This window comes from Pseudoalteromonas sp. Angola-7 (assembly GCF_028599255.1).
In the GTDB taxonomy this organism is placed as follows: domain Bacteria; phylum Pseudomonadota; class Gammaproteobacteria; order Enterobacterales; family Alteromonadaceae; genus Pseudoalteromonas; species Pseudoalteromonas atlantica.
Window position 1 is genome coordinate 32,138 of sequence record NZ_JAQREL010000005.1, and the last position, 14,056, is coordinate 46,193.

12 protein-coding genes are annotated in these 14,056 nt (G+C 37.6%); 1 reads left to right on the top strand and 11 read right to left on the bottom strand.

The features are described from left to right. Positions 1 to 223 precede the first annotated feature (223 nt). The 3 genes from cysN to cysD form a co-directional block, all read right to left on the bottom strand. Positions 224 to 1,636 (bottom strand): sulfate adenylyltransferase subunit CysN, encoded by a 1,413-nt coding sequence (cysN, locus tag PSH50_RS09005; RefSeq protein WP_273609531.1) that lies wholly within the window; start codon positions 1,634 to 1,636, stop codon positions 224 to 226. 82 nt (positions 1,637 to 1,718) lie between these two features. Then, positions 1,719 to 2,066 (bottom strand): four helix bundle protein, encoded by a 348-nt coding sequence (locus PSH50_RS09010; RefSeq protein WP_096739064.1) that lies wholly within the window; start codon positions 2,064 to 2,066, stop codon positions 1,719 to 1,721. Between the two features lie 91 nt (positions 2,067 to 2,157). Beyond that, a complete protein-coding gene (gene cysD, locus PSH50_RS09015; protein WP_273609533.1) occupies positions 2,158 to 3,066 on the bottom strand; it encodes a sulfate adenylyltransferase subunit CysD in 909 nt (302 codons plus the stop codon). A 143-nt stretch (positions 3,067 to 3,209) separates the two neighbouring features. Here cysD and PSH50_RS09020 point away from each other — a divergent pair, with 143 nt between their 5' ends. After that, the gene (locus PSH50_RS09020) at positions 3,210 to 3,395 is read left to right on the top strand and encodes a hypothetical protein (RefSeq protein ID WP_273609534.1); all 186 of its coding nucleotides are present in this window, start codon (positions 3,210 to 3,212) and stop codon (positions 3,393 to 3,395) included. Positions 3,396 to 3,989: 594 nt separating this feature from the next. Here PSH50_RS09020 and PSH50_RS09025 read toward each other — a convergent pair. The 8 genes from PSH50_RS09025 to PSH50_RS09060 all read right to left on the bottom strand — a co-directional run bounded on the left by PSH50_RS09025 (position 3,990) and on the right by PSH50_RS09060 (position 14,032). Further along, positions 3,990 to 4,859: a glycosyltransferase family 2 protein gene (locus PSH50_RS09025; protein WP_273609535.1), complete on the bottom strand. Its 870-nt coding sequence runs from the start codon at positions 4,857 to 4,859 to the stop codon at positions 3,990 to 3,992. Between the two features lie 2 nt (positions 4,860 to 4,861). Beyond that, positions 4,862 to 5,767: a glycosyltransferase gene (locus PSH50_RS09030; protein ID WP_273609536.1), complete on the bottom strand. Its 906-nt coding sequence runs from the start codon at positions 5,765 to 5,767 to the stop codon at positions 4,862 to 4,864. 129 nt (positions 5,768 to 5,896) lie between these two features. Next, the gene (locus PSH50_RS09035) at positions 5,897 to 7,600 is read right to left on the bottom strand and encodes a glycosyltransferase (protein ID WP_273609537.1); all 1,704 of its coding nucleotides are present in this window, start codon (positions 7,598 to 7,600) and stop codon (positions 5,897 to 5,899) included. A gap of 74 nt (positions 7,601 to 7,674) precedes the next feature. Then, positions 7,675 to 8,922 carry a hypothetical protein gene (locus PSH50_RS09040; protein ID WP_273609538.1) on the bottom strand — a complete coding sequence of 416 codons (1,248 nt, stop codon included), beginning with the start codon at positions 8,920 to 8,922 and terminating at the stop codon, positions 7,675 to 7,677. A gap of 132 nt (positions 8,923 to 9,054) precedes the next feature. After that, complete coding sequence (locus tag PSH50_RS09045) at positions 9,055 to 10,140, bottom strand: glycosyltransferase family 2 protein (protein WP_273609539.1); 1,086 nt, start codon at positions 10,138 to 10,140, stop codon at positions 9,055 to 9,057. Between the two features lie 15 nt (positions 10,141 to 10,155). Then, positions 10,156 to 11,040, bottom strand: coding sequence for a hypothetical protein (locus tag PSH50_RS09050; protein WP_273609540.1), 885 nt, complete (start codon positions 11,038 to 11,040; stop codon positions 10,156 to 10,158). A gap of 5 nt (positions 11,041 to 11,045) precedes the next feature. Continuing rightward, positions 11,046 to 13,064 carry a rhamnan synthesis F family protein gene (locus PSH50_RS09055; RefSeq protein ID WP_273609541.1) on the bottom strand — a complete coding sequence of 673 codons (2,019 nt, stop codon included), beginning with the start codon at positions 13,062 to 13,064 and terminating at the stop codon, positions 11,046 to 11,048. After that, a complete protein-coding gene (locus PSH50_RS09060) occupies positions 13,061 to 14,032 on the bottom strand; it encodes an HAD family hydrolase (RefSeq protein WP_273609542.1) in 972 nt (323 codons plus the stop codon). Before PSH50_RS09060 ends, PSH50_RS09055 begins: the two co-directional genes overlap by 4 nt. Positions 14,033 to 14,056: the final 24 nt, after the last annotated feature.

A 14,056-nucleotide genomic window follows, 5' to 3' on the forward strand; every position in this document is an offset into this window, starting at 1 on the left:
AACCAATCTCTAGCAGCTATTTTCAGCTCTAACTGCGTTAAACTTACTTGCAATAGGCCAGCTATTGACGCGTAAATTTGCCTTGTTTTCATTGAAAGTCTCTGGCTAGAGAAAATAAATTTACATATCACTATAATTCAATATTTTTGTAAGCCTCTTAAACAGAGTTCAGGTTAGTTAATAAAATACGGGCTCACAAAGAGCCCGCGATAACTTGAGTAATCTAACGAATTACTTTTGCATCCCAATGCGGGAAGTGCTTACGTACAAGCGCATTAAACTCAACTTCAAATGCAGAATGTTCGCTTTTAGGTTTACTTCCTTTTGCATCCAACGGTCTGCGTATCATACCTGCGCCAACAGTAACGTTAGTTAAACGGTCAATTACAATAAATGCACCAGTATGTTTATTTACATCATAGGCATCAAATTGCACAGGCGCGGTTAATGCAAATTGGCAATTACCAATTTCATTTAAGCTAAGTTGCGACGCCTCTTGCTGCTCTAAAGTATTTACATCAACTTTATAATTAATCGCCTCAGCAAAACCATAAACTGATTTACTTCCTACTTTAATTTCGTATTCACGGTCAACGTGTAAAGGCTCTTCAGTCATCCACACAACATCAGCTTCAAAGCTATCTGCTGAGTGAGGTTTTTGATGAGGGCGTACAAGCATATCACCACGGCTTACATCAATTTCATCTTCAAGCGTTAAGGTAATAGCCATACCAGCAGAGGCTTTTTCAAGATCGCCATCAAAAGTAACGATTGACTTAACTTTACTCTCTTTACCAGATGGTAGTGAAGCAACCGTATCACCTACTCTTATATCGCCTGCTGCAATTGTGCCGCTAAAGCCTCTAAAGTCTAAATTCGGGCGATTAACGTATTGCACCTGTAGCCTAAATTCATCGTTTTTCGCATGATTAACTTGTACAGTATTTAACAGCTTCATTAAAGTAGAACCAGGATACCAGCTCATAGCTTCGCTTTCGTTTACTACATTATCACCACGTAGCGCCGAAATTGGCACAAAACGGACATCATCAAACGAAAGATCCTGCGCAAACTCGCGGTAATCTTTTTTAATGTTTTGGTAAACAGATTGCTCGTAGCCTACTGCATCCATTTTATTAATGGCTACAACCACATTTTTAATACCTAATAATGAGCAAATATAGCTATGACGACGAGTTTGAACCTGCACACCGTGGCGCGCATCAATCAAAATAATCGCTAAATCACACGTAGAGGCACCTGTTGCCATATTACGTGTGTATTGTTCATGCCCTGGGGTGTCGGCAATAATAAATTTACGTTGGTCTGTTGCAAAATAACGGTAAGCAACATCAATAGTAATACCTTGTTCACGCTCAGATTGCAGGCCATCTACTAAAAGAGATAAGTCGAAATCGTTATCTGTGGTATTAAAACGTTTTGAATCCTTTTCAATGGCAGCCATCTGATCTTCAAAAATCATTTTGCTATCGTAAAGCAAGCGGCCAATTAATGTAGATTTACCATCATCCACGCTACCACATGTTAAAATACGTAGCATGTCTTTGTTTTCGTGTACTTTTAAATAAGCTTCAATATCTGTAGCAAGTAAGTTTGGTTGTGTTTGTTCGGTCATTTTAAGTCCTTTATAAGCTGTAAGCGACGAGCTGCTGGCGTCGAGCTACGTGCTTAAATTTGTTTATGTTGCGAGCTACGAGCTACGAGCAACTTTTAATTGTTCTAATCAGACTACCTAGCATTTTCCCAATTAATTCACATTCACTAATAATCGATAAGCTATTTTCTTTTGAAATATAAGCTAGTTCAGTTGCAATCATTAACTGCGTTTTTAATTCGCCTAAAGAGCCCTTTGCTATAACTAAAAAGCGAGCTTTTTCTCTATCGGACTCTCTTTCAAAGCCTTCTGCAATATTGCTAGGAACAGAAACGCCGGCTCTACACATTTGATCTTTTAAGCCAAAGTCTTTTAGCTGCTCAAATGTTTTATAAATTTTTATACTTAGGCGAAAACTACGCTGCCAAACCTCTAAATTTTCGTATCTCATAAGCATCCTTGTTTATTACTTTTGGCTACTTACTGAGAGCTAATAGTTGCATATTTAAGCTCGCAGCTCATAGCTAGAGGCCCTAAGCGCTTTAGAAGTAACCTTCCATTTTTTTCTTCTCCATAGAACCCGCAGAGTCATTATCAATTACTCGCCCTTGACGCTCAGAGGTAGTACATAGCAACATTTCTTGGATTATTTCTGGAAGTGTTTGTGCAACAGACTCAACTGCCCCCGTTAGCGGGTAACAACCAAGCGTTCTAAAACGAACCATTTTGTTTTCAGCCTGCTCACCATCTTTTAGTTCCATACGGTCATCATCAACCATAATCAATGTACCGTCGCGCTCAACTACAGGGCGCTCTTTAGCAAAGTACAATGATGGAATTTCAATACCTTCAAGGTAAATGTACTGCCAAATATCTAGCTCGGTCCAGTTACTAAGGGGGAACACACGAATGCTCTCACCTTTATCTACTTTGCTGTTATAAACATTCCACAATTCTGGGCGTTGGTTTTTAGGATCCCAGCGGTGGTTTTTGTCACGGAAAGAATAAACACGCTCTTTAGCACGTGATTTTTCTTCGTCGCGTCGGGCACCACCAAAAGCAGCATCAAACTTGTGCATATCAAGTGCTTGTTTAAGACCTTGTGTTTTCATCACATCAGTATGCTTAGCACTACCATGAACAAACGGGCTCATACCCATTGCCATACCTTCAGGGTTTTTATGAACAATTAGATCAAAGTCATACTTTTCGGCCATTTTGTCTCTAAACTGGATCATTTCTTTAAATTTCCAGTTAGTATCAACATGCATCAGCGGAAAAGGGATTTTTCCAGGGTAAAAAGCTTTACGTGCTAAGTGTAATAAAACCGACGAGTCTTTACCTACAGAGTAAAGCATTACCGGATTATCAAACTCAGCAGCCACCTCTCGCATAATATGAATCGACTCAGCTTCGAGCGCCTTTAGATGAGTTAACTTTTCTTCGTTCATAATGTTTGTTTATATCCTAAATTGTCAAAATCCATTCTAGCCAATGCCGATACCTTTATTGACTACTTAAAACTGCTATTCGCTAGTCTAAATTTAATTAAAAGCGCATGCAATGTGTATACATTTAATCACAGCACCAATTTTTGGCGCTGCTTTTAAACGCCAGCAATCAAGGCTCCTATAAAAACTTAACCACCACGCCTATTTTCAACGTAGACGAAGAGCTTGCTCACTTTAGAAGCGCAACGTCTCATGGTTTAAATGTAATAACCACAGTAAAAGCGTTGCTTTTAAACGCCAACAAGCTGCGCGTCTACAACATCCTCTAAAGCGCAGCGTCTCTAAACCTCTTTGTGAATAAATTACTTAAAACCCTATTGCACAAAGATAAGCAAAAGAGAAAAAATGAGAAAACATACAAGTAGTAGCGAGTTTACCTCGCATCTAAATTTATTGTTTTAACTGGGCATAAAGCCTAAGTGCGCCAGCAAGCTGCGCGTCTACAACATCCTCTAAAGCGCAGCGTCTCTAAACCTCTTTGTAAATAAATTACTTAAACCCCTTTTGCACAAAGAGAAACAAAAGAGAAAAATGAGAAAACATACAAGTAGCAGCGAGTTTACCTCGCGTCTAAATTTATTGTTTTAACTGGGCATAAAGCCTAAGTGCGCCAGCAAGCTGCGCGTCTACAACATCCTCTAAAGCGCAGCGTCTCTAAACCTCTTTGTGAATAAATTACTTAAACCCCTTTTGCACAAAGAGAAGCAAAAGAGAAAAAATGAGAAAACATACAAGTAGCAACGAGTTTACCTCGCGTCTAAATTTATTGTTTTAACTGGGCTAGGCATAAAGCCTAAGTGCGCCAGCAAGCTGCGCGTCTACAAACACAAATTTATTTGCTATCTAAACCTACAATCTTTCGCTCACTTCCAATGTGACTTATACGGGCCTTTTTTACCTAAAACCCCATCAAAAATTCCCTTAAGCATAAAACCTAAACGCTTACGCTTATTTTTTTGCATTACCGAATTTAAAAATAGCCTTATAGGCATAAAAAATAAGCACCGTACTTTCCAATAGGTGGGTACATAAGGACGGCGGCTTAACAGTAAAATATTTCTAAATTGATAATAAAGCCTAATAGGCGCACCTACTTTATAAGTAACACCAACAAACTTACTACGCGAGTCACCTAAACGATGCACCATTTCTACATTTTTAGCTTTAGCTATATCAAAGCCCATATTACGGGCACGCCAACACCACTCATGGTCTACCCCGTCAATAAACAACGACTCATCTTTTAAGCCTATTTGGTCAAGCGCACTTAAATCTATCATCATGCCAGAGGCAATTATTTGTGTTACCCCTACTAAGTCCTCGTATTCAAAAATCTCTTTTTGAATCTTAGGATTTACTTTTTCATCTGAAAAGCTACACCTAATGCGCGGGCCAATAGCCACAATGTTTTGCTTAATTTTGCTAGATGCTTTAAGTAAGCTACTCAAATTAAACACCATATCAGTAGGTATTAAACTGTCTTGATCGAGTAAAATGGCATATTCGCAACCTGCTTTTAATAAATACAGTAACCCCGCATTATGCGCATGGGCTATACCCGAATTATCGGCAAGGTGAATATAATGGTAATGGCTAATTACTTTAGTAAAATCGTGGGGGGTAGGGCTATTATCAACAATAACCACTTCTTCTGTTTGCCCGTACAAACGAGTAAGCAAGCGCTCAGTTAGCGCTAAATCAGGCTTATAAACAACTAATACTGCACCAATCATAATTAATTGTGTTTATTTAAGCCCAATATAAAACGATCGGCTTTATATGCAACTTTTATAATCCATGAGGGCATCATTCGTAAAACTAGTACAAACAACGCATAACAATAATTTTGTAACGACTTCTGCTCAAGCGAATCCATAGCTAACAGTCTCGCTTTAAATTCATTTACCGACTTCCCCCTACCTCGGCGCTTATAAAAGCCGTTAATGCGCCTAAAATGAAGTAAAGGCTCTTTTACATTGGCAAACTTACAACCATCTTTAGCCAATGCAATCCATAAAAAGTAATCTTGCGTATTGCGAATGTTAGGCAAATACCTATGTCCTCGCGCAAATACACTATACCGAATAGCCACAGTAGGATGATTAATAGGGCAACGACGCGAAAACGCATAAAGCAATTTAGAATGAGTAAGGGGTAATCTACGAATACCAGCCCTATTGCCTTGTTCGTCTACCTCCCATAAGGCAGAGCCAAGCACGTCAACATCCTCATGCTTATTAAGTAACGTCACTTGTTTTTCAAAACGATGAGGAACACAAATATCATCGGCATCCATTCTAAAAAAATACTGCGGATTTAAAGGCAAGGTAGCATCAATTATATAATTCATACATACACTTAAACCTTGATTTTTTGTGCCGTGCACTAGTGCAAGGTTTGCGTGGTTTTTTTCTACTTGAGTTAAATAAATAGCTATATCGTCAGCTACTTCACCATCAAGTACAATCATAAATAAATCTGCTGGCAAGGTCTGATTTATAACACTTTCAACCGCTTGCTTTACCCATTCTAGTCGATCGTTAATATAAACAGACATACCACATACTATGCTAACACTACTTGCAATAGGGTAAGTAGATTGCAAAATAAACTGATTATTAGTTGCCGATATTGGGATCATACTCTCTCTATAAAAAGATAAAACAACCAAAAAAACAGTTATCTACATAGTAAACACAGTGTAGCGTAATTTAATAATTGATTCAAAAAACGTACATTCAATAATAGCGCTGGTTTACATATTTTTTAACTACCTAAAAGACTTAATTGCAAAGTTTTCTCTTTTTAACGTTAAATTGGGATTATATGCTGGATCGGCAGCAATTACGTCAGCCCATGTAGCTTGTAAATAAGCAAGTTCAGCATTAAAGCGTTCTACTTTTTGTGGCGTATCTTCATGCCCGCGCGAAACCGACTCATGATGATACAACGCAGCCTCAGCACAGTATAAATTACGTTTACCTAACGCCCTTACTTTTAAACATAAATCAACATCGTTAAATGCAATAGCCAGCTTTTCAGCATTAAGGCCACCAACAGCCCAATAGTCTTTGGTTTTAATAAGTAAACATGCAGCTGTTACTGCACTGTAATTTTGTGTAGAAATCAAGCGGTTCATATAACCCAAATGATCACTAGGAAAATACTTATGGCCATGCCCTGCACCGCCGCCATAGCCCATAACCACACCCGCATGTTGAATCCGGTTGTCTGAATACAAAAGCTTTGCGCCTACACAACCTATGTCGTCTCGCATAACATGGCTAACCATATTTGTAAGCCAGTTAGGTTCAATAACCTCAATATCGTTATTAACTAATGCCAGCACATCGCCATCGGCTTTTTTAGCTGCAAAATTATTTATAGCCGAATAGTTAAATTCGCCCGCGTAATTAAACACCTTTATTTTTGAATGCAGGCTTAACTCGTTAAAGTATTCAATACAATCCAGGTCGTCAGAGCCATTATCAATGAGTAATATTTCATAATTGTTGTAAGTTGTTTTATTTAAAATAGACTCTATGCAGCCTTTTACCAACGCTAAACCATTTCGTGTAGGAATAATAATTGAAACTAATGGCTGCGTATTTAAATGCCAACGTAAGTAAACACTGGGTAAAGCCGACTCCATTACACTCGCAAATGGCGAATATAAAGTACTTAACTGGTTTATAGCATTGCTAAACGTAGGTAAATTAGATGGTCGAGAAAGTAAAACTTGCGATATATGCTCAACGTGTACGTTAGGGTTAGTTATATATTGAGTACACATAAATACACTTAACATAAATTCGTTAAGAGGCAGCTTTAAAGCACTAAAGTCACCTACGCTTTTAACCCAAACACCTGAGCTAATATAGCCATTTGTTAGCTGTAAATCGGGGTTCCAACTAGGTTTAAAGTCGGGAAACTCTTTTTGTTGGCTTTTTTCATTTAAAAAATCGGTATCAACATAGGCAAGCTTAGATGAACTTGGTAACTCAGTAGCTAACACAAACCCCAAATACGGGTGTAATACATCACCAGCGAATACAAAAAAACACGGGCTATTAACCACCTCTGGGGGTAAGCATTCTGTATTTAAGCTAGTAACTACCTTAAAACTTAAAGCACTGTGTAACAATAAAAATTCATTTATTTTAACTATATTGTTTGCCGAGCAATAAATAACTAAATTTGAAAAAGCAGCCTGTTGCTCTTTAATACTTTTAAGCGTAGCCAGTAAACTATTAGTGTTGTAATCAGTAACGCACACAATTAATGAGCAATCAATATTACCCACCTCGTCAAAGCGTGAAACCTGCTCATCAAGATAGTTGTTATGGGCATGTATATAATCAGCGTAAGAGCGCTTAAGCTCATCAAGGGTTTGTAGCTGATATAGCAAACCACTCTTATGCAAATTACGACTATACGCAGCAACCAGTCTAGGGTTTTGCTTTACTCTATCCACAAGGCTCTTAGGCAATATACTTAAAAGCGCTTTGATTATTTTTACTGATACTTTTCTAAAAAATTTCAATTACTTCACGCCTTTAAGCTAAGTAGTATCAAGCGTACCTTTAAATATGAAACTAAGCTAAATCGCTTTCTAAGAAGCCTATTAACACTAACTCTAAATTTACGGTTGTCCTGCGTGTAATTTAAATCATCAAAGCTCTCTATTTTGAAACTATAGCTATTTACAAACGCACGCTTAGTGTATTGCAATAAGTTCGGCACTGCAGCTCTTGGGGGCACAAGCTGAAATAAAACATCCGTAAAAGGAGCTTTATCTTCAACGTTGGGCTGAGCATAAACGCAAAGCGCCAAATTAGTTAGCAAAGCAGTATTCTCTTTAGCAATATACATAAGTACAGAGTCGCATTGCTGCATACTTATTTCTTGTTTATAAAAATTTTGATGTGCTTGATCATGCACAGCTTTTATTAATTTATCGCCATTTGCAAAAGGAGCTTGTTCATTTAACTGCCTTAACCACTTTAAAGATTGCCTTTTATAATCATTAAACTGGTGCTTACCAACAAAAGTAAAACGCGTAACGCCATTACTATATGACTGCAAAATACGGTCTAAAAGGTTTGAATTACTCCCTAACTCGTACCTATTAAACCAACGTTTAACTTCTAAAGCCTCAAGCGTATAGCTAGTATTAATACGTTTAGTACAGCTTATATTAGCCACTTCTTTTGCCGGCAAATTTATAGCCGTTAAAAAATCATTAACAATACTATTATTTAAAAATAAATCTTCATGATAAGCGCGTAAAATAAGCCTATCACCAAGTTTACTAGCATAATCACCGAGTACTTTTAAAGCGTTCATGGGTAACGAATCTGCTCGTCTTATAGTGGCTACATTACCATGTCTTTTAACGGACTGGTTGTAATGAGATTCATGCAATTCTGCAGGGTTTCTTACATAAGCAATACAGCGCACATCGGGCAGGTTATTTACTAAAGGCAATAATCGATGGAAAAAAAACTCCGAACTCAATAATAGAGTATGACAGTTATTTGCAGCCGTTTTATTTTTAAGCTCTTCTATACGCTTTAGGTTTAACTTGTAATCACCTTTAAGAGGGTCAAATACAGATAAAAAATTGCCAGAACTAATACCGTTGCTATCTTCTGTGTGCTGCGGGTAAAAAATTCCATGCGCTTTTAAAAAGTCAGTATTATCTTTTAACCACTTTTGTATAGCCGATGTACCTGTTTTTGGTGGGCCAATATGTATAATTAAATTAACTGTGTTTATAAAGACCTCCAAACACATAGTTGCAAGAGTAGCGCAATATACGAAGCTTTTATTTAAAGTCTATAGTTTAACTTAAACCTATAAATTTATTATCTCAGCAGCCGACTCTTGCCAAATCTTAAATAACTAAGCCTAATGTACACCGCAATTTTAAAACTTAAAGCACTTTAAAATGCGGTTTTTCAAGCCCCTAGGTTTAGCAGCCTGAGTAGCTTTACAGACCTGGCTGTGCTTGTAATGAACACTTAAAATTTCACTTATTTTTTTGTCTTTTAAGTTACCTAGCACTTTTGCCACAGCCTGTGGTTTTTTAGCAAGTAAATTAGGCAGCATTAACTTTAATTGCTCTGCGTTTTTTTCAATTGTATTCTGTGCGTCCAAAATATATTTACTAATATTACATTCTTTTAAAAACTGTTTTTTATTTTCAATATATTCTGCGTAAAGTTGCTGTTCAAAACTACAACTTTTAAGGTTTTCATTATTAATGTAGCCATACCCATTTCGGTTTAACTTAATAGGAAAACCCTCTTCTGGGTTACCACGATACAACGCAGCTAAATACTCCACCTCAGATTTAAACATTCTATGAAAAATAAACGTATGCTTAAATGAATTAATACTCACAGCTACATGCTGAGGCAAATTTGGCTGGCATTTAAACGCAGTTCCATCAACTAACTCTATATTACTTAGCGCTTTCATTACCGGCACATGTAAACGTATTTGTTCTATATTATTTATAGAAGAAACATTAATCATGCTTTTACCCAAAGCATGTACTTTGCCCGTTAATGTTTGTGGCAACGCTAAAAATGATCTAGCTACAGCGCCTTCATTAAGCCACTCAAACACTGTTACATCTTGGCCTTTATCACAGCTTTTTAAAAAATCATTTATGCAAGTGTAACGCTGTGAAACCCAATACTCATCAATATCTAAAAATAGTACATGCGTAATCTCAGGCTCAATAGAACTAAGCGCCTGCATATAACATATGTGTTGTAAGTTTTTCCTAGATGGCGGGGGAAGCTGATCAATCCAGTCAGCATCGCTAAAAGTAACATTATCATATAATTGACTAATGCTATCTAACACCTTAGCAGAGTCATCACTTGTTCGGTTTACATACACATGTATTGCGGCAAAGCCAAAAAACAAGTGGTGCTGAACCCAATCAGCTAAATAAGCAGACTCGTCTTTTGCTACCGCAACTAGCTTAACTTTATGGTGCATATTAATTTAAAAGCCCTAGTAAGCAGGAATATCTTTGTATACTTTATCAGTAAACAATTTATCTTGAGATAAAAATTCCTTTGCAACACGCTTGTTTGGCCTATTAAAGTTATTATCAATTGCCCTAAGCTCACCTGCAGTTAAAAACACGCGCTTTGGCTTGTCATCAATAGCCTTGTTGCTTACTTCACTAATTAGATTGTCACGTATATGAGTATACTGAGGTACGTCGTTTACCTGTACAGTTCGCTCTTGCATTAGCATTAATGCGCTTGTTGGCAGTGAGGGGTTAACAACAACGTTATCATGTGTACTTTTAAGGCTTAAATTAAATAGCGCTAAAAAGTCATCCACAATAGTATCGCTATAGGGCACTACTAAAATATTCTCCTTACCTACTTTAGGCACCCACCTATTAAGTTGCTGAAAGTAATTTAACTTAGGAAAATTATTTAACGCCATTTGAAAAAAGCGCCCTTTAAACCTAACGTTAGGATCTTTTACTAGCTGGTTAAATAGTGAGAGTAGTAAATCTGATTGGCGCCTTACAGTGCCAATCACCACCACTTTTTTAAACTTTTTAACCCACTCCTGAAAACGCGGGTTATTAAAATAAAAAGGCGAAAGTTCGCTCGAAACCAGTGCCGAATGGCAACCTTCACTTAGCATTTCCTGTTCAAGCATTTCAAGCACTTCTGGTATTTTGTATTTAGCAGGGTAACCGTGTATTGGCGCAAATGCTAACGCAAAATGATGATGCGCTTGGTCGTTCATTTGCAAAGTTTTAGAATATAAAACCCCTTGCGCTTTTAGCTCACTTTGCTGTAAATCAAGCTGGTACTGAATTGCCGATGTGCCAGTTTTAGACCAGCCAACGTGCAAATATAAAGTTTCAAACATTAATACTACTCACCTAAAAATCCAAATCGGCCAAAGTCGCTTATCAGCGGGCCCCATTTTAATATTTGTGCCTCATTTAAACATTGCTCACCCACAAAGGGGTTAACAAAGCCACCGGCCTGCCATTTATCAAGTGGGTTTAAAATGTGCAAATTTTGCAAACCAAAGTCACCAGGTATTTGTGCATCAGCCACGGCGTTATCGCCAACATGTATAAAGCTTTGCCCCTCGAGTAGGTTCTCTTTTATGTGTTGCCATAGCGTGCCACTGTCTTTACGTTTGCTCAAATCGCTAGATACAAGTAAATCAAACCCCACACTAATGCCCACTTTAGCCAGCATAAGCGTAACCTGATCTTTTGTATAATAGGTGTCGGATGCAACCGTTACTTGTTTACCCGCTAAAATAAGCTCGTTAAAAATATCGACCATTTCATCTTTTGGTAAAATCATTTGTAAGTCGTAAGCAAACTCTTGTTCTGCATAGCTATGAGCTTGCTCACTACTCCAACCTAGCTGCTTAGCTAAATAGTCGTAGGTTTCAAAAATAGTTACATCACCAACAAAGTTTTTAGCTTTACGTACCTCAAACTCAGCGGTGTTACGCATTTTAACAAATTCCTGGGCATCACTAAAAACCCCAGTTTCAACCAGAGCTTTACCTAATAACAATTTAGCGTAATCTGGCGCAAAATATTCACGCCTTACTAAGGTATCAAATACATCAAAACTTATATGCTCAAAATTATTTAGCTGATTTTTAAGCCCTTCGGCTGTATTAACATATTGCGCTAAAATATAGCTTGTATCGTGTGTAAATTGGCCAGTTTTAGGGTAATAAAATAGCTGCTTGTAGCCATTTTTTTCAACAAGTAACCCAAGCATACGTTCAAGGGCATGTAGCTCAGAGCCATCGTTAGGCAAAGGCTCACCGGGGAATTCATCGTAATTATATTCTTTATTTAAAAGCTGCTTTAGCGCCTCAGGCCTTGCCCAAAACATACCACCAGCAGGGTAAGCTAAAAAATCGTCTTTTAATTCAATGTTCCACTCTTTAGCAAATTTTTGTGCCGCGGGTTTATTTTTAAGCCAGTGGTTTACCCAATCGGGCATCATCCAAAACGAGGTGGGGTAATACATACCGCTTTTAGGGTTATTGTTAAAATGATTAAGCACTTGCTTAATAACGTGCTGGTCATTTAATAAATACTCCCCCAAGTAATCAGCCCACTGGGTTTGTGCTCGGCCTGAATAAAGTGATTTTTTAGAATGCATATGGCAAAATAAATCATAGTTTTGCAAGTCACTTGCAAACTCAACAAGCATAGGCCCAAAGTTTCGGCCATGGTTGGGCACTACCTTTACTACAACCTTGTTTACCTTTGAACACGCTTTAAAATCGTGTATTGCTTTTTTAGCAAGCTCATCACTAGCAACACTTACAAATACATCAACCGATTGCGAAAACTTAGCTAACGCTTTGCAGTAATAATCTATAAATTCGCCATAAAACACATGAAAACACATCGCTAATTTAAGTGATGTTGGTTCACCGTTGGCACTACTTGCTATAGCTTGTGGGTGCCACTTAGCTTTAGCTGGCAAAGCTAAACGCCCTTCTTCTTTACCGTGCGCCAAATAGTGCACTAATGCGTGTTCACCGCTTAAATAAATATCGGTGTTACATTTGTAGTAAAGCTCTGTATCAAAATTAGCGCTTGGGTTTACGCAGCTAAAAGCACCTTTGTGTAAGTAATCTTCAAATGCTTCTTGCTCACAGCTAAATGTCCGGCTCTGTTGTACTGAGTAATATTTTGCATCAAATAGCTTCAATAACTTAGCTTTTCTAAGTAGCTTGCTCGCTTTTTTAGAAGAGTAAGCCGTTTTCTTCGAGCGCAAAGCAAAATACCTAAGCTTAATTAAGCGCCGCTCTAATGCTTTAGTAGCTCTAAATAAAATAGGGGTGTTTTTAAAAAAGCTAAATACCTTAGGAAATGTGCGCTTTGTATATTTTTTTATTGTCACTTATTTAAACCAAAAAACTGTAATGCGTTAACCGTACCGTTGCCCGTTACATCGTCATCAATATCAAAAATATGTGCTATAGAGTGCGGTATCATGTGGGATTTGCTTAAATAGCTAGTTAATAGCATTTCGAGCTCGCTTTTTGTAAACGTAATATTGTGCTTTGCTGTGTGCTCAACATAATCAAGGGCTCCTGCCATTACTTGCTCTAAAATATAAAAATACTTTTGAGATGCCACCTTACGCCCGTAATAAAAATCAAATTGCTTTAAACTATCGGCCCCCTTGTTAAGCGTGTTAAAGCGTATATCTCTAAACTGCCCTGTGGGCGCGGTTAACAACGACTCTAAAAACATAGAGCGATCAAGAGGCATGTAACCGTCGCCTATTTTTACCCCTTCTTTTAAGTAGCCTTTCATTGTCGCTGTACAGCCTTCAATGGTATGCACTCCAGGGTTAGACGCTATCAAATAATGTCCATAGGTATTTTTATTAAGGAGTATACATAGCAAACTTTGAATAGTACCTGAGTAACCTAAATCAACTATATGTAGGGTTTGTTGCTTAGTAACACCAAGCTTCTCCAAATACGCTAAGTACGCTTTTTTAGTGGGTGCGAGTAATAGTGAAAGTTCTGCTTTATGGGCATTTAATATATCAATTACACTTTGCTTATCGGTTTTTAAATCAATAATTTCAGCTAAAATTGCTGGCGAAAAAATACGGGTTATTTCATCGTGATTTAAAATAAAACGGCTTTGTAATAATTCGCTAAAAGTGCCTTTAAAGGCACTCTTAAGCGAATACGCAAAGCTACGATCATCATCGAGTAAAACCTTAAATAAAAAAGCACGTGAGGCTAATAAGTACTCACTTTTTGCTTTTATATTAGCACCACTACAAAAACGTTTGAAAGCACGCTCGAGCCAATAGCCCTCACGGGCTAAAAAGAATAAGGGCGAATCCACATTACGGCTATTAGATAAAGATAA